The sequence below is a fragment of the Pseudoflavonifractor capillosus genome, assembly GCF_016902575.1.
Taxonomy (GTDB): Bacteria; Bacillota; Clostridia; order Oscillospirales; family Oscillospiraceae; genus Enterenecus; species Enterenecus capillosus_A.
In genome coordinates, this window is the sequence record NZ_JACSNZ010000041.1 from 1 (window position 1) to 16,940 (window position 16,940).

12 protein-coding genes and 3 pseudogenes are annotated in these 16,940 nt (G+C 40.5%); 10 read left to right on the forward strand and 5 right to left on the reverse strand.

Features of this window, described 5'->3' with window-relative positions:
• On the reverse strand, positions 1-497 hold a 497-nt coding region (locus tag H9X86_RS09925), incomplete at its 3' end, for a hypothetical protein (RefSeq protein WP_204901375.1).
• A gap of 608 nt (positions 498-1,105) precedes the next feature.
• Between H9X86_RS09925 and H9X86_RS12755 the strand changes: the two genes are divergently transcribed.
• The 5 genes from H9X86_RS12755 (at position 1,106) to H9X86_RS09945 (ending at position 8,580) form a co-directional block, all read left to right on the forward strand.
• Positions 1,106-1,240 carry a hypothetical protein gene (locus H9X86_RS12755; protein ID WP_275962564.1) on the forward strand — a complete coding sequence of 45 codons (135 nt, stop codon included), beginning with the start codon at positions 1,106-1,108 and terminating at the stop codon, positions 1,238-1,240.
• A 115-nt stretch (positions 1,241-1,355) separates the two neighbouring features.
• Positions 1,356-2,675 (forward strand): radical SAM/SPASM domain-containing protein, encoded by a 1,320-nt coding sequence (locus H9X86_RS09930; RefSeq protein WP_204901376.1) that lies wholly within the window; start codon positions 1,356-1,358, stop codon positions 2,673-2,675.
• A gap of 234 nt (positions 2,676-2,909) precedes the next feature.
• A complete protein-coding gene (locus H9X86_RS09935) occupies positions 2,910-4,151 on the forward strand; it encodes a beta-ketoacyl-[acyl-carrier-protein] synthase family protein (protein ID WP_204901377.1) in 1,242 nt (413 codons plus the stop codon).
• 31 nt (positions 4,152-4,182) lie between these two features.
• Positions 4,183-6,849, forward strand: a complete 2,667-nt coding sequence (locus tag H9X86_RS09940) for an insulinase family protein (protein ID WP_204901378.1) — start codon at positions 4,183-4,185, stop codon at positions 6,847-6,849.
• Positions 6,850-6,867: 18 nt separating this feature from the next.
• Positions 6,868-8,580, forward strand: a complete 1,713-nt coding sequence (locus tag H9X86_RS09945; protein WP_204901379.1) for an ABC transporter ATP-binding protein — start codon at positions 6,868-6,870, stop codon at positions 8,578-8,580.
• Between the two features lie 323 nt (positions 8,581-8,903).
• On the opposite strand, the pseudogene H9X86_RS09950 reads toward H9X86_RS09945, so the two are convergent.
• Positions 8,904-10,111 (reverse strand): annotated as a pseudogene (locus H9X86_RS09950) (IS110 family RNA-guided transposase).
• A gap of 352 nt (positions 10,112-10,463) precedes the next feature.
• On the opposite strand from H9X86_RS09950, the pseudogene H9X86_RS09955 reads away from it, so the two are divergent.
• Positions 10,464-10,694 (forward strand): annotated as a pseudogene (locus H9X86_RS09955) (transposase); the annotation flags it as partial.
• A 253-nt stretch (positions 10,695-10,947) separates the two neighbouring features.
• Entirely contained in the window at positions 10,948-11,055 is a 108-nt protein-coding gene (locus H9X86_RS09960) for an IS3 family transposase (protein WP_207752640.1), read from the forward strand.
• Between the two features lie 216 nt (positions 11,056-11,271).
• Here H9X86_RS09960 and H9X86_RS09965 read toward each other — a convergent pair whose 3' ends face one another.
• The gene (locus H9X86_RS09965; protein WP_204901381.1) at positions 11,272-12,516 is read right to left on the reverse strand and encodes an ATP-binding protein; all 1,245 of its coding nucleotides are present in this window, start codon (positions 12,514-12,516) and stop codon (positions 11,272-11,274) included.
• Between the two features lie 35 nt (positions 12,517-12,551).
• Here H9X86_RS09965 and H9X86_RS09970 point away from each other — a divergent pair.
• A pseudogene (locus H9X86_RS09970) lies at positions 12,552-13,303 on the forward strand (transposase); the annotation flags it as partial.
• 77 nt (positions 13,304-13,380) lie between these two features.
• Here H9X86_RS09970 and H9X86_RS09975 read toward each other — a convergent pair.
• Positions 13,381-14,067: a LytR/AlgR family response regulator transcription factor gene (locus H9X86_RS09975; protein WP_204901382.1), complete on the reverse strand. Its 687-nt coding sequence runs from the start codon at positions 14,065-14,067 to the stop codon at positions 13,381-13,383.
• 315 nt (positions 14,068-14,382) lie between these two features.
• Here H9X86_RS09975 and H9X86_RS09980 point away from each other — a divergent pair, with 315 nt between their 5' ends.
• On the forward strand, positions 14,383-14,952 hold the full coding sequence (locus H9X86_RS09980; protein ID WP_204901383.1) for an accessory gene regulator ArgB-like protein: 570 nt from the start codon (positions 14,383-14,385) through the stop codon (positions 14,950-14,952).
• Between the two features lie 5 nt (positions 14,953-14,957).
• The gene (locus H9X86_RS09985; RefSeq protein ID WP_243416916.1) at positions 14,958-15,113 is read left to right on the forward strand and encodes a cyclic lactone autoinducer peptide; all 156 of its coding nucleotides are present in this window, start codon (positions 14,958-14,960) and stop codon (positions 15,111-15,113) included.
• Between the two features lie 1,471 nt (positions 15,114-16,584).
• Here H9X86_RS09985 and H9X86_RS09990 read toward each other — a convergent pair.
• Entirely contained in the window at positions 16,585-16,842 is a 258-nt protein-coding gene (locus H9X86_RS09990; protein ID WP_204901384.1) for a helix-turn-helix domain-containing protein, read from the reverse strand.
• Between the last annotated feature and the right edge of the window lie 98 nt (positions 16,843-16,940).

Consider the following 16,940-nt stretch of genomic DNA (forward strand, 5'->3'; position numbering starts at 1 on the left):
CCCAATGCGTTGGCTTGCCACTCGTTCCAGTCCTCGCGGGTCTTGAGTGCCCTGAGAGAATAGGCTTTTCGGGGAGAATATTTACCTCGCTGGCGCTGCTTTACATCGTCGGACTCCATCTGAAATAAAAGTTGGTGCGCACATTCATGGGCCAGAGTAAAGCGGCGCTTCCCATGTAACTTCTTTTTCCGTCCTGGCATTTGGAAGCTAACATCAAGCAGAATTTGGTTTTGTCTTATGGGAAGAGTTCGGACAACTCCATTTTCTTCAAACGTATACTCTGTATCTGCATAGCACGTCAACCCACAAACGCTTTCATCAGGGGAGAGACGAGCAAAGCCAATGTTTAGGCCAAGATAATCGTGAGCAAATTGGTCTATGGGAATTGCTCGGGGAATCCCACGCTTTGTTTCAGAAGAATTATGGGAAATGTATTTGGCAAAGTCTTGTGTTACAGCTAGAGCAATATGCTCAATTTCCATGTGAGACAAAATCATTGGATTACCCCCCTTATTTGCAAATAGTTTATATTCCTATGAAATAAATTGAATCCTTCTTAGATGATAATCAAAAGAGTAAATATGTTCCAGGAACACAGTAAAATGTGGCTTAACATGGTAGTAGCTTGCATGCAGTAAGCTTATATGCTACAACAAGATTATAACTAGAACAAATGTTTGTGTCAACGCATATTTAGGAAAATGAGATTGTGTTATCACGGGAGATATTAGTGATAATCAAGAGGGAGAGTGCACTACATGGAGTGAGTAAAAAGGCTTGACCTGTGCCTGTGACAATTGTCAATAACTAAGAATTTTTGTGACGTTACTAGGAAGATGAGAGCTAAAATTTCGGTTATGTACAATTCTGAAGGCTTTACATGAGACTATAATTAAATTCACTTGCGACGGTAACGTAGCCGATTACGTCAGAATACTTGCTGACAATAGAAATATGTGTTAAAAACAAAAAAGAGGATGGCATACATAGATATTGACTAGAACTTTGTCTTTCGTATGTGGGCTGGGCCTTTCATCCTCTTAGGTTTTTGGCATGGATTCGTATCTATGCCTCGAGAATATATTGTAGGGAGGAGGTGAATGAAATGACAGAGTTGTATGGTGCAATTATTACGAAGAGCAATGAATATGACACCATTTTTTCTAATTGCTTCGAAGAGGAGCCTACTGCAGGAGTGTTGAAGGGCAATTGCTGTGGCGGTAGTGGTGAAAACATGTAAGCATTGCAGCGAATAGGGTCATCAAGGTTTTTATGTCCTTGGTGACCCTATTTATCTAAAAGTATTAATAAATATTTATATAGAATATAGAATTGAGAAACAGAAGGGACATTATATGAAAATATCAAAGTATACAAAAATAATTCCAAAAGGAAATGATTTCCTCGTATTAAGTTTGGCTTCGGGCAGTGTTTTAATGCTGGATAAGAAAAAGGGGGAAAGCCTTGTTAATGGAGAATTTTCTCAATTAAGCCAGAAAGATCTTGAGTTTCTAATTGATAGGCTCATCCTCATTCAACAAGAAGGTGACGATTTCGATTGCTACTATGCAAGAGATCAAATTAAAAGATATACGGATAAGAATATTCATTGCGTACTGATTCCTACTTATGCGTGTAACTTTGATTGTCCCTACTGCTACCAGCACAACCTTTTCGAACAATTGACTGCCAACGCTGCTGGGGAGCAATGGTTCCATGATTTGCTTACATTTTTTAAAAATGAAATATACAAGAAAAAATCAATTCATATTGAATGGTTTGGAGGAGAGCCAACTTTATACCTGAAGCAAATAGCAGCATTCAATTATAAAATAAGATCCATGTGTGAGGAAGAAGAATGTAGTGCAACAATGAGCATGATAACAAATGGGTACCTTCTTTCGCCACCAAATGCCGATAAGTTGGTTAAGTCCGGAGTGAAAAGTTTTATGATCACGTTAGATGGACTTGAGGAAACACATAACAGCAGGCGATATCTTCGTGGAGGCGGGGCAACCTATAAGCAACTGTTGAATAATATCTCCTATCTCTCTAGTATTGCTAAAGTCAATGTCCGACTCAATTTAGATACACAAACAGTAGATGAAGTAGTAAAGATGTATTGCGAAATTGAAAGCTCATCTAAAGTTCCAGAAAATATTACGGTAGTTATTGCTCCGGTATTTGGAAGTAAGACACATGGAGAAAGTGAGTTCTATGAGATCGTTTCGGAAATTTTTGATAGGCTAAAGTATTCTCGTTTGAATTATGATATTAGAAGTGTGTTTTTGGCTTCCTCGAAATGTAAGGCCGGTGACTTAGGGCACTATGTTATTGATGGAACGTACAATGTATATAAGTGTGTATCAATGGCAGGGAATCCAGACTGTGCAGATGGGACTCTGAATGTAGAAATGAATCGTATAGAGTACAATGACCGTGCGATTCGCTTTCTGTCTTATTCAAACACCCGGGATCTAAAGTGTATACAATGCGAATACCTTCCTGTTTGCGGAAATATTTGTCCTGTGAAACAATATAAGAATTTGAGAACTGGAACAGAAGAACTTCATACGAATTGTGGAACAGATGGAACAACTTGCAAAAAAACAATTGAAAAGAAAATACAGGCGTTTATTAATCATATTTCAGACAATGTGCAGAGCCGAGACTAATTAATAGCTTAATATGTGGTGAATTGATTATGTATAATAGGTGAGGTACTGGGTCAGATAGAAAATATGAAGGAATCTTTGACAGAAACAACTTGTGTAACAGATTTAAGATAATTAGCTTTACTTCTGATGGTTAAGACTGATGTCAGTGTGAAGTAATAAGCCTTATTGTTCTAGTTTTTTACATCATAAGAGAAAATTCTTAAAAAAGCCGGAAAGAAGGAGAGTGTATCTATGAGTAAGGCGATAATAACAGGAGTAGGTGTAGCTAGCTGTATTGGGACAGATTGGGAAACATTTCAGACAAACTTGTTTCAAGGACGATCTGGAATATCGGAAATTGATTTATATGACACAAGTGACCGTGAAATTAAATATGCAGGAGTCGTCAGTGAAATAAATTATTCAGATTATATGAGAAGAAAAACTGTTCGACATTCCGGGCGTGCAGCTAGACTAGGGATTGTCGCAGCCAGACAGGCATATGAGGACGCCTCACTGGAGCGTTTTGATCCAAAATCAATTGGCCTAATTACTGCAACTTGTACAGCCGATCTTACAAGACTGCTTGACTACTACGATTCTGCGCGAAAAGTAGGAACCAGAAAAGCTGTCTCAATGTTCTCGTTATTTACAAACGATATGATAGCCGCAAGTGTTGCAATTGAATTAGGAATAAAAGGACCAAATTTCTCTGTGAGTTGCGCTTGCGCAAGTTCCAATCTAGCGATTATGGCTGCAATAAATCTGTTGGATGGGGACGACGAAATTGAAGCGGTTATGGTTGTAGGTGCTGACTCGTTGGTACATGAAGAAGTTTTGGATGTTCTATCTGGGTCTGGGATATTTGCCCCACAGGAAAATTGTGATCCGAGGTGTATCATGAGGCCTTATGATATTATGGCATCTGGTTTAGTAGTATCTGAGGGAGCAGCAGCTATTGTATTGCAAAAAAGACATAGTAAAGATATAAAAAAATGCTATGGTGGAATACTGAACGCGGACTCAAATTGTGATGCCTACAGTGTTACCTGCGAAACGAATGAAATGCAGCTTAGGCAGGAATTAATAGCACAAATATTAGCTAGGAGTTCGTTATCTGTTGATGATTTAGATTACATCAATGGATATGGAATATCTATGTTAAGTTGCGATGTTCATGAATTACAAGCGCTACAAAATGTATTGTGTACAAGAAAAAGAAAATGCCCGATTTCCTCAACAAAATCGATATTGGGACATTCATTTGGGTCGTCAGCTATGTTGGAAATACTAGCAACAATTGCATCCATTAATAAAAAAAAGCTCCTCCCCAATATAAATTTTACAACACCTAGTGTAGCAGCGGATGCGTTGGAGTTTGCAACTACAGTACGCACACAGGAAATAAATTATGCACTGAAGTTATCATTTGGATCTGGAAATCGAAATACGGCGGTTGTTTTATGCAGTCCAGATATTGCACAAAATCGATAGGCAAGATCTCAGTAAAAGGGGAAACAATTCTATGATGCTATACCAAAATTTTCAAATCACAAAAAGTGTTTACTTAGAAGATTTTGGCGTAAACGCAATGATCCTACAACACAACCGTAGTGGTGCCCGAATTTGCATATTGCCTGACGAGGATGTATTTACTTTCTGCGTAACAATCTGTGCGCCAAGCGCAGATGATACAGGAATTGCCCATGTAGTAGAACACCTGGTATGCAGAGGAACGGATCATTCAAATGTATGCTCTATCTTGGATGAAATTAAGCAGAGAGTAACTGGTGTGTATTTTAATGCTGTTACACGGAATGATTCAACAACATATGCAATTTCTTGCCCTTTGGTTGAGAATTATGCATTATGTGCCTCATGGGTGGTAAATTCAATATTTAATCCACGGTTTATCAATGAGCCATCACTGTTTTTGGAAGAAGGATGGAGACAGGATGAGAATAACGAGGAGAATATAAAAGGGGTTGTTTATAACGAAGTATCCCAAAAAGAAAGGGACCCAATTCGTATTCTTCGACGGATTGCTGTTAAATCACTATTTCCCAATAACATATACGGGGTTGACTGTGGGGGTATTTCTGAAAAAATTACGACATTGACAAATCAAGATTGCATAGAGTTTTATTATCAGTTTTATAATCCAACCAATATGTATTTTTTGGTTGCAGGAAATATAAATCTAGAGCCAGTTCTGAAGATGCTTGATTCATCTTTGAAACATTGCACGAGAACAACGCTTGCTGAGAAAATTACATCGCAGAGGCCCATAGCTGGTCACGAAATGGGAATGGATAATTTTCCAATAAAATATTGGTTTAGTTCATATCAGGCTGTGTGCGGAACGTATAAAGATACATTAAATAGCATTATGATGCAGGTCTTAGTGCAAACGATGGAAATTTTTGTCGCAACCACTACATCGTTGTGCGGATCGGCTTATATATCATGTGAAACCGAGCTGTTTGTTAAGCAACCCTGGTATCGAGTTTCGGTGATAGGAGAAGTGGATGGTGATTATGGGCGAATTTTAGCCAAAATAAAAGATAAAGTTTTATGCAAAAATAATGTTGAGGAAGTGTCCAAAATAGCTTTGGAAGTTCTTGATTTAGTTTATCAGAACTACAAATCACCTCAGTATAAGCATGTGCCGCCTAGCGTCCTTCGTTGGTATTCCATCTTGAGATATTGGCTATACAGTGATGAAGATCCATTTTGTTATCTTAAACTTTCCGGTGTATTTGCACAGGCGAGAGATATCATACAATCAGGAGATGTCTCTATCTGGATGAACCGTTTTTTGAATTCTAGGCATCATTCCGTAATTTCAAATTTTCATTCTCAAGCGGGAGTGAAAAGAGAAGAAAAATTCGGAATCCTCACAGACCTAAAGCAAACAAAAAAAAGGACAAATATAGAGCCTCGAGATATGCGAAAGTATCACAGATATGAAGAGCATACAAAAAAAGATGGAGTTCTACTGTATTCATTCGGGACCGAAGATGATCGTCCTCAAGCTGATATTTATTACGATTTTTCTATTTTGTCCAAACATGAAATGATGTACCTGCGAGTACTTGCGGATTACCTCAATCAATTCTTGAGTAATTGCATTGACAAGTATTGTTCCATTGTGCCCATGGTGATAGAACATAGGGACAACAAAGTCTTATACAAGCTTGTGGTTAACTGTCCCCTAAAGGTAATTAATGATATTTTGGTTAAATTGTCTTCCCCCGATTTATATTCAGATGAAGTGCTAGAGGACTTAATTAAAAGTATTCAGAGAAAAATCATATATAGTATCAAAAAACAGTGCCGATGGTTTGCGGCAAATAGATCTTGTATTTCATTTTCAAAGCAGGCAGAGTTTCTTGATCTCTTTCAGGGGAAAACTCAATTGGATTTTTTAGCACAACATACAGAATTATTGTCGAAAACAGAGTTCGCTGCCAATCTAAGGGCAGTACACAGTCAGATATTCAGAAAAGAACACATGATTATCAGCGCCCTTACGCAGTCAGGACAAAGGGTAGAGACTGGATTAGAATACCTTGTAGATGGTAAAATAAAAAAATTTGGATTTCATCCCCCGAGTAAACCTACGATTTATAAAAATGAATGGTACGTTGTAGATAAGAGTGTCAATACTGTGGCTATATCAAATCGTATGCTATTACCTATGCAAGGAAATCGTGCAGCGGCAATAGTGGTAAGAGATATGTATAATCTACTTATGTCAAAACATCTTCGACACAAATATGGGAATTATAGCTGTGAGTTGTGGGTAAACCTTGAAAATGGTAATTTAACCGTTTCTTCTTACTATGATGCGGATATTAACCTCTCTATCATGAGAATAAAGGAGATGATTAAATTCCTGGATAGCTTTACTGTCAGCAATATCAATGAAATGATTGACACTGCACGCAGAAGATGGGAAAGGCAAGAGTTTTTACATAGTAGGATAAATATGCGCAACAAGATGTATCAAATTTTGGCTGGATACACAGAGGAAGATTTTTGTGAGGTAATTAATGAGTTCCAATGCATAGCTGCTGAGGATATCTTGTCTACTGCGCTTGGTTTCGGGAAGCTAATTGAGAAAGGAAATATTTGTGTGGTATCGAATCAACAAGAAGCGTGTAATGGCTTTGAAATACACAAGCTATAAAGGTAAGGTGTGTCAAAAATGAATCAAACGGCACAGTATATTGAACTGAAGCGCCAATTCAAAAAATTAAACAAAAAGAACTATTCTTTGGCTTTGGTGGGTAAGCTGTTTGCTGTACTTATGTCCATCAGTATGAGTCTGGTTTTCACATATGTCATTGAGGCAATGGAGGAAAAAGATCTTTGTAAATTTGTGTATAGCATTGGATTTTTAGTGCTTTATTTAATGGCAAATTTACTTAGTAGCCTGTTTCGACGTAAATATCAAAATGAATATATGCGCAAAGGTTTGACACAGTTTAAGAACTATGTATTTGAGAAGATACTGAAACAACCTATTTCGTGCTATACAAATGGAGACACTGCGAAATTTATTTCCGCATTTTCAAACGATTTGGCCTCCATAGAAACTAATTACCTCTTGGGCGGTTTGGTTTTGTTTGTAGAAATGATGAGTTACATTGCAACTGCAATTGTTATCTTAGTTCTAAATTTGGAACTTGGCGCTGTATTGTTGTGCACTTCTTTGCTGGCAATTCTGGTATCTCTACGATTCGGCGGGAAAGTGATACATCACGAAGTAGAAGCAATGAAAAGGGCATCGGATTTTGTTGCTCAAACCAAGGATTTTCTAACAGGATTTACAGTGATTAAGAGCTTTAAGGCGGAAAATGAGATTCTTGAAGTGTTCAAAGAGAGAAATGTGGAATTAGAATCTGCAAAACAGAAAAGACGTGCATCAAATGATACGGTTTCAATTGCAAGCAATATCGCATCCATTCTCGTTTCTGCTGCATTCTTGTCATTTGGTTTTCTGTTGGCTTTTCAGGGAAAAATAAGTGTGGGTAAAATTATAGGGTTCTACGAACTGAGTAGTAATATGCTCAGTCCTATAAGAACTCTTGGAGGATTGATAACTAATTATCGTGCGGCCAATGAGTTAATTGGACGTATTGCGGATCAGATAGAGAGGACAGAGGCTGAGATAGATTATGGCTTAGAAAAATTTGAAGTGCCAAAAGTCATTCAGTTGCGCAATGTATCATTTGGTTATAGCAGTAGAGCTGAGCTCCTGTCTTGTATCAATGCCCAGTTTGAACTTGGGAAAAGCTATGCCATTGTTGGCTCGAGCGGATCCGGGAAAAGTACGCTTTTACGATTGCTAATGGGGTTTGAAAGAGAATATTCAGGAGAAATCTCCTATGGAAATAGGGAGTTAAGAAAACTTGCTCCGGAACAATTGTGGGATCATATGTCCACGATTCAGCAAGAGGTCTTTTGCTTCAATGACACCATATATAATAATATTACGATGTTTCGTAAATTTACAGATGAGCAAGTCCAGGATGCCATAACTAGATCTGGATTAAGTGATTTAATTTCCAAAAAAGGTTTTGAATATATGTGTGGGGAAGGAGGATGTTTTTTATCAGGGGGAGAGCGTCAACGTCTTTCAATTGCACGATGCTTAATCCGGAAATCCCCAATTCTTTTTGTGGATGAAGCGGACTCTGCGCTAGACAATGAGACAGCAAGTGATATTATGAAAACGATACTGAAGATGAATGATATGTTGCGAATAGTTGTTACTCATCGTTTAGATGAAGGGGTAATGGAAATGTTTAATCAGATATTAGTATTACATAATGGGCACATAGAGGAAAAAGGAAACTTTAGTTCGCTGATGAATAAAAAAGGATACTTCTATTCGCTTTTCAGAACATCACAATAGCACTATCTGAGTATTCTGACATTAGTGTGAGAGGTAAAATTTTTGAAATTGCTGGATAGTATCCAGGGGGCTTAGTGACAAATAAAAATCGAGGCAAGAATGTTGTGTCCTGAGCCCTGGTTTCATCTTTATACATCGCAGAAAAGATATCATTAACCACCCCATGGGTGCGCAGGCGAAGGGCTTTCTTCTGGATAAGACCTGCTAATAAAAGTCAAGTAATACTTTGAAAGGAATAAGCAAAGGAAAAGGGCATACCAATCTAAGCTGCTGTGCATTTCAAAATTAAAACGGCGGCCAACCAGACAGCATAGACAGGAAGATCAATCGTGTTCCAAGGTGTCCAGGTAAGCTTTCACAGAAGCGTAGTATATGCGAAGGAACTTGTTAGCGGAGGCTATCATATAGTCACGGTAGGGCTTGTCCTCAGAGCGTTTCTTATTCATGAACTGGTAGACCGGCTCATCCATTGGAGCGCATTGCAAGATGACACTCATCACCAGAAAGAGCGTCCTGCGCAGCGAGGTAGACCCCCGCTTGGAAATGCTGCGGCTACGGACATCCATTTGGCCGGATTGGTAGGGCGGGACGTCAATGCCTGCAAAGGCCACCAGTGCTTTCCTGGAATGAAAACGGCGCACATCGCCAATTTCGGCCATGAGCTGGGGGGCGAGGGAGGGGCCAACTCCAAACATCCCCATTACCACAGGATGCTCCGGTAGAGAAGCCGCCAGGGACTGCATCTCCTGTTTAAGCGCAGCTAACGCGGCGGAAGTTGCCCGGAGTTGAGAAATAGCCTGTTCCACCAAAAGTTTCGCGGTATCCGTTTTTGGAATTACACCGAAGTATCCACAGGCAGAGGTGTATATATCCAGTGTCTTATCCTCGCTGAAACGGTAGCTGTGCTTTCTGCACCACTTCTGGTACTTGGCAGTAAAAGCCTTCTCAGACAGGCCACAGATACACTCGCAATGCCAGAACGCAGCTACAAAATCCACCCATTTCTCGCTGCCAGCGGCTCGGGGCGGACTGGTAAACAGACGGTTTTCGTCTGGAAAAGTGGTGTCCAGCAGGGAGATTGGGTTATTCTTCAGCCTGGTCTGTACTTTGGAATACTGCTGGTACTGCCGGTAGCAGGTCTTCAGCATAAGCCGGGCATCCTCCACCGGGATATATCTTGGCAGTGTGAGCCAGTGGTCAAGACCGTAGTTAGACAGCTTCACTGCATCCTTCTTGTCGGTCTTGGCCCGTCTTAAACTGCTGTTTCCGTAGTCATGCACCAGCATTGCATTGACTACAGAAACATAAAGGCCCGCATCATGGAGTAGCCAAGCCACCGCGCATGGTAATTACCCGTGGATTCCATCACCACACGGGTTTCGCCGTCCAGACTTTTGAACAGCTCTGCCAGCTCACTCAATTCACTGGCGGTGTGATACACTTCAAAGGGCGAGATTACCATCTCTCCAAAGGGACGCATGACTGCAATCATGATCTTACCCTTGGAAACATCGATGCCAACGCAGTCCATCCATATTCCTCCAATACAGAGGCTCCACAACCGGAATCCATCTTTTCCATTGCTGATTCAATCTATTTCGTGACGCGAACTCTCCGGCATGCGGTGGCTCAACCTGCTTAAATCGAACGCTACAACAAGAGGATGGCAAACAGTCTTATCTGCGGGTATGTAAACCCAAAGTACAATTGGTCAGCCAGTTGCTTCTCTTATTGTAGCTTAGGCACGAGACGGGAAAAACACCGGACTGGCTGTCCGGTGTTCCTGTCCAACCTTATTGTAATAGGTACAATAAGGGACCTGTTGACAAAGTCATCTATAAACCTCGTTTCTATGCTATAATACTAGCAAGGAGGAATATACGATGATGGGACGACAGAGCGGTCAGATAAGTATATTAATTCTGGATATAGAAGAACTGATTCCCGAAAATCACTTACTTCGAAAAATCAATCAGATGATATCATTTGACTTTATCTATGACCTAGTGGCATCGTATTATCCTGCCAATGGCCGTCCGTCACTCGATCCTGTCAGTATGTTTAAAATACTGCTGGTAGGATATCTCTACGGCATAAAGCTAGAACGCCTATTACAACACCAGGAGAGTACAACGAAACTTGGGTGAGTTGACGCCGATGGAGAAGCATAAGCTGTATCTCGCTGTATAAAAAGCAGCCAGCAGCACGAAAGTGAACTGCACCCCATTTGTTAGACAGTATGTTATACTGAATAACAAGTGGGGTGTTTTACTATGCCAAAAGGAATACCGAACAAGAGATATACTTCAGAATTCAAAAAAACTGTTGTAGAAACCATGTGGAAGGAAAAGCTGAGTTATCTTCAAGCTGGAACTAACTGCCTATCTGGCCTACTACAACAACCACCGCATCAAGGAAAAGCTAAAGGGCTTGCCGCCTGCAATTCACAGACAACAAGCCCTTTCGGCTGCTTAAACAATTTTCTTTTTCAAATATTGTCTAACTTTTGGGGGTCGCTTCAAAGGCTACTGGCCGGGAAAACTTTATACTTTTTCACTGTTCTCTTGACGGGGAGCGGTTCATATTCCCAATGGAGGTTTTTCTGTGCGTGGCTAGATTTGACGGTTACGTGGTTACGACACCATCTTCAGATAGATTAAGGGATAGTGCGTTTAATGCGGAGCTGTGGCGTTAGATATCATTCAGATGTGCTGTAAATTGGAATATGCCGTTGTTACTCTCTATGCTCAGCATTCCTGTATATTTCTCCACACAGCGTGATACATTTTTTAATCCATATCCGTGGTACTTCCCACGAACACGTTGAATGTGTTCTTCTGCATACGGGTTTTTTAGGGCATACAATAATACGTTGTTATGTAATTTTAGTGTTAATGAGATCCAACGATGGCCTGGTGACAATTCCGCACAAGCTTCCAGTGCATTGTCCATGGTATTACCAATTAATATATATAGGTCTGCTGCGGTCACAAAAAGCGTATGGGGAATGTCTATGTTAAATTCAATCTGTATACCTTCTTTTTTTGCTACATGGAGATATTCATTAAGTATAACATTTACAATCTGATTGTTGACATCTACTACACACGCTATACCATCAAGCCGTTCTTGCACCTGTTTCAAGGGCTCATTTGAGTCTTCTATTTGAGCTGCACGGAGGTATTTTTGGATATCATGCCACAGTGATCTGGTTTCTTCTTGTTGAATACACAATTGTTCGTAGTATTTTTGCTGCATAGAATAGTGGTGCTCCGCAATTTCCCACGTCTTTCTTTCCTGAGCTTGCATGTTGATGCGTTTAGTATAGTATATCACAACAATGTTCGTGTAAAGTAAGCCGAGCAGGACGAACACAAACATTGGATGCAAGGCATAGTGCATGACAAAACACTGCCAGGTTAATAATACACAAAGTATCATGCTAATTATCCAACAAGGAATGGAGGGTAAGATAATCTTAATTGAAAATTCCTGAATCGTATTTCGATTAATGAGGCAAATCAATATTACTAAACCAAACATCAGAATATGGCATATGATAATATATAGTGACCTGTATATATTATCTTCCATAATGAATTCCACTTGAATGCCAAACATCTGCAAAATTAATGCAGAAATGATGTCAGTTAACGCAAAAATTGCACAAAAAGAAATAGATGCAGAAAAGCCATGAAGAGGGCGACTTAAAAAAAGCAGCGTGCTGATTAACTGGCAACTAAGCAGAGTGAATACAAGTCTTATATATATCGTCCCATCAATCAGTGACAGGATTGAGAGAATGACACCAAAAATAAAATAAATAGCTATACTTACTCCATACGTGTGTTTTTTGCTTTGAAAAAAAACACTCAAGAAAGTATGCAACATCCATATTTCTGAAGCAACACAAAAAACTTCGACCAAATAATACATATTTATGACCATTCCTTTCCGCTGCGCTCCAAGGCACCAAAGGCATGAAAGCGACCAACGAACGGGTGCTCTCTGCTGTGGATGGAGAGATGTGTGAAGAACAGGCTGAAAAGCTCCGCATTATCCGCTCCCACATGAGTAGTCTCCAACTGTGCAAACTCAATCTGGAATCTCTGATTCTGTCTACCGCTGAGAAGTACCTTCCCCAGCTCATTCTTGTTATGACGGCGCCGGGTATCCAATCCTTTGCCGCAATTGGCATTATTTCTGAAATCGGAGTGGATATGTCTGTGTTTCTCACCTCGAAGCACCTGTGCTCATGGGCTGGGCTTACGCCGCAGAACAATGAGAGTGCCGGAAAGAAGAAAACCACCAGAATCAGCCGGGCCGGAGCTTACATCAAGCCATTGCTTGTTCAGTGCGCTCTCTGCTCCATTCATGCCAAGCAGTTCCCGGAAGTCCATAACCGCTACCTTGCGCTCAAGAAACGCAGAGGCCACAAAAAAGCAATCATCGCTATTGCTAGGATGCTGCTCACCGCCATTTACAAAATGTTGCTACCCAGCTGGTTGTGGACATCCGCTCGAATGTTCAGCCCTGTTTTCACACCCGGGCCCACCACCATGGGTCGCTTTCCGGTGATATGCTCAAGAAAAATGAGCCTTACAATCCTGAACTATACCGGCAGGTAGATCGGCCTCCTGCACACCGTGAGGTTTCCGTAGACGAGGACATCTTTATCCTCCAGCGGCAGGGATATCTGTTGACTGCTCCATCCACCACTTAGACTTTAAGCATAACTGCATTTTTCCCCTGCTCTTGGGAGGCTTGGTTTTGTGCGTCCTTTTTCGGAGCGGTACTTACTTATCTCCTTAAATAGGAATAAAATTCATGATTGAATCTTTGTTGTTTACGACGGCTAATTGGAATGGCTGTGCCGTCGGTTAAGTAGATTTCTTTTGGTGTGATGGCCTTTATACAAGCGAAATGTACGAGGTAGCTTTGATGAGGAGATCCGAAGTAACCATATGGAAGTGCATGGGAAACTTCTTTTAAAGTAGCGCGAAATCTGTATGCTTGATCAGTTGTATGGAGAATTGTGTAATGATCAAATACTTCAAAATAATGTATATCATTTATTCTAACAACATGAGAGATACCATCGCAGGAAAAAACAAATTGCCGGACAGAGGCTTCTCTGATCGCTGCCCAAAGAGCACTGTTTAGTTGCTCCTGATTGATTGGCTTGGCTAAATAACGGAAAGCAATGCCATAACCCAGGAGAGTATAGGCCATGCTTTGTGTGAGAAAAATAATGATTGGTGTGTGATGATGATTAACAAGTTGTTTAGCGATATCATAACCATTTGGAGGAGGCATCTCTATATCGAGAATAGCAATATCAAAGTGCTTTTTTGTGTGTTCTTCATAGAGTTGAGCTGCATTGTTAAAAGAAGAGATTTCTAGTGTATGTGTTTCATCAAAAATCTTTACTGCATCCATGAGTGAAAATAAATCTTGTTTTTCATCATCGCAAATCGCAACACGCATCTGGAAACTTCACCTGCTTTATATAGAGATAGCAGTGCATATGTGTATTTTGTACAATATATGCTACTCGATTTGATTAAGAAAGGCCCGTACAATTTAGCCTCTGATTACTACTTATCTTCCAATATACTACAATTAAAAACACATCGTTTTTTTATGTAACGAACACCACATTATATATTAAAGTTATAATATATTCAAGCATCCAAATAATCCACATGCGACTATATGAATGCCATCTGCGTCAATCAAGTTGAAAAATACAAGAAAATTTGGTAAAACAGTTTGGGAGAAAGTGTGAGAGGATGTGATAGAATGATTGAACATAGTTCGTCTATATGTGCTAAGAAAATTATATCTTTAGGCAGACTGGAAAAGCAAGATGAAGATGTGCTTAAGTACGGCTGTGAACTTGCTATAATGTCAATTGTCGGAATTTTTGCTCTTATTGTTATATCTATTATTTTGGGTAAGTCCTTTGCTTGGTTTTTCTTCTTGCTAGGATTTGTACCACTCCGTACTACTGCTGGTGGATATCATGCAGAGTCACGAATTGGATGCTATAGCACTACAGGTGTAATGTTTATCATAAGTTGCTGTTGCAACTGGGAGAAAATCACATATTTGAGTATTTCGGTGTTGACCATTGCCGTAATATTCCTTTTGTCTCCCGTTGCAGCCCGAAATAAACCGCTGTCTGTAAAAATTGCAAAAAAGAACAGGAAAAGAAGTCTGTGTATTGCTGTGGTGTATACTGCAATATCTAGTGTTTGTTTCTTACTAACCATAAAAAATAAAGGACTAGATGTAATGTATTCTGGACTACTATTTGCCTCTATTTCAATTGTCATTGGAAAAATAAAGGCCATATTTACAAGGAGTTGACGTGGATGAAAATCAAGCTAATGAATCTCGTGACAAAATCTGCGAGGGTGATTGCGGCTTTAGCTTTTATGCTTGCAACTTGGAATGCAAATAGTACATGTATTTTTTGGAGCTATCAACCTGATTTACCCGAAGAATTGATAGAAAAAGATGACATGTAGTGTGAGGAGCTAGCGAGAGTTGATTCTAAGGAGTGCTTGTGTCCCCGGTATACCGTCTAATATCTGTTTTTCTGTTAAGTTAATAAATTTTACTTAAAGTGATCTTTGTTAGTGGTCCATTATAAACCGCCCTTAGATCCAGCAAAAAGCGTAGCTTCCCTTGGTGGAAAGCTGCGCTTTTTGCTGCCTAGCGGATGGAGTACAGATTGGAGGTGATGCTACCGTTGGCCCAATACCGAAGTACCTTCTCCAGATTATGAAGGATCCACTTCACTGTAGTGCGACACAGCTTCATGTCCGAACCAATAGTTTCACTGCATGGGTATTATTTACCACAGTTGGAATCCGAGTAATCACACAAGTACATAGAACTTGGGTTGAATATGGATGTTAGTGCCCAGCAGAAACAGCCTCCCATGGGGCTATTTCAGCTGGGCCCGAACATGGACACAGGAGCTGTGATTGACCGCATCAGTTTTGCATGCTATAATTTGGGAAACTTTGGCTAAAACAGTAAAATTGCACAGCATGAATAGTCCAACCTAATTTTAGGCACATTTCATTTCCTCATGAAAGATGCTACGAAGAGGATGTCTATTTGTCGCACATAAAGTTGTGGAAGGGTTATTGAATGAGTAAAAATATGTGTTATGCATGAATTTTGGTAAAAGGGTATGGCGTGTTACAGTCCTGTTACCACCCTGTACTGACAGGCACAAGGGGTTACTGTTTTTCAGATTGCAGTCATTAAGAGTATTTCTCTTGTTTTGTCCATACTGCTTGAAATCTCCTGGGGGATTGTAGAGAATAAGATTGGTTACCGGAAAAACGTGGCATTCTGTTCCATGCTTCGTTTTGTGTTTAAGATCGTTACTGGAAGTACTGGGTGTATGTATCGCTGTATTACCAAGTGGGTGGGAGAAGCACGCTCTCTGGCAATTTTCTGTTGCCTGCTACTGTCTCATATCTGACACTTGGACTGACGCAAACTGCTATACCTTCTGTGATGCGTGTTTTGATCTTATGTTTCCAGATACGATCTTCCAGCCTTTACAGACAGAAATTCAAAAAATTGATTCAAACATAAAATTTTGCCACGGCCCCAAGTGTCTATGCAATACTGATTGACTGTATTACGATTGGGACCGATTTTAATTTTGACGCTTGATCAGATTGGAGTTTGCTGTTGGCATTTTTATTCGGTGGAGGGGGTTGTGCGCTAAGTTTGATCTTCTCCTCTCTTAGGGAAAAGACAATTTAGTTGGAATAATCTCATTTCCCCCCAGAAACACTTAGACTTAAGTGTAGCCTCACCTATAGCCGAGAGATTTTGCACCAGTTAAAAGTAGTTCTTCTCTCTGAACTAATACTCAGCCAGAGTGAGCCCTTCTGGGCGGTCCACCATGAACCACCCCTGGGTCCAGCAAACAGGCGCAGCTCCCCCTTGGCGGAGAGCTGCGCTTTTGCGGCCTTATCGGACGGTGTACAGATTGGAGGTACTGCTGCCGTTGGCTCGATACCGAGGGTTTTTCTCCAAGTAGCCATGCTGCTCCAAATCATGAAGTGCCCGCTTCACCGTGGAGCGGGACAGCTTCATGTCCGACGCAATGGTGTTGATACCCGGCCAGCACTTGCCCTCGGAATCAGAGCGATCCCGCAGGTACATATAAACCGCCTTGGCACGAGAGGGTAGTTCGGTGTCTGCATAAATGGTCCCGAAGTAACTCATATCTCGTCATCTCCAAACGCTTTTGTGCGGCTGGATTTTCGCTTAACCGCAGTTTGGTTCCAGGTTGCATCCTGCCCCACGAACTTGTTGGATTGGGG

What these genes read in the sequence shown, in the direction of transcription:
- H9X86_RS09990 (WP_204901384.1), bottom strand. Translation starts at nt 16,842, where the DNA reads ATGAGTTACTTCGGGACCATTTATGCAGACACCGAACTACCCTCTCGT.
- H9X86_RS09985 (WP_243416916.1), top strand. Translation starts at nt 14,958, where the DNA reads ATGAAAATCAAGCTAATGAATCTCGTGACAAAATCTGCGAGGGTGATT.
- H9X86_RS09945 (WP_204901379.1), top strand. Translation starts at nt 6,868, where the DNA reads ATGAATCAAACGGCACAGTATATTGAACTGAAGCGCCAATTCAAAAAA.
- H9X86_RS09940 (WP_204901378.1), top strand. Translation starts at nt 4,183, where the DNA reads ATGATGCTATACCAAAATTTTCAAATCACAAAAAGTGTTTACTTAGAA.
- H9X86_RS09930 (WP_204901376.1), top strand. Translation starts at nt 1,356, where the DNA reads ATGAAAATATCAAAGTATACAAAAATAATTCCAAAAGGAAATGATTTC.
- H9X86_RS12755 (WP_275962564.1), top strand. Translation starts at nt 1,106, where the DNA reads ATGACAGAGTTGTATGGTGCAATTATTACGAAGAGCAATGAATATGAC.
- H9X86_RS09980 (WP_204901383.1), top strand. Translation starts at nt 14,383, where the DNA reads ATGATTGAACATAGTTCGTCTATATGTGCTAAGAAAATTATATCTTTA.
- H9X86_RS09965 (WP_204901381.1), bottom strand. Translation starts at nt 12,516, where the DNA reads ATGTATTATTTGGTCGAAGTTTTTTGTGTTGCTTCAGAAATATGGATG.
- H9X86_RS09975 (WP_204901382.1), bottom strand. Translation starts at nt 14,067, where the DNA reads ATGCGTGTTGCGATTTGCGATGATGAAAAACAAGATTTATTTTCACTC.
- H9X86_RS09935 (WP_204901377.1), top strand. Translation starts at nt 2,910, where the DNA reads ATGAGTAAGGCGATAATAACAGGAGTAGGTGTAGCTAGCTGTATTGGG.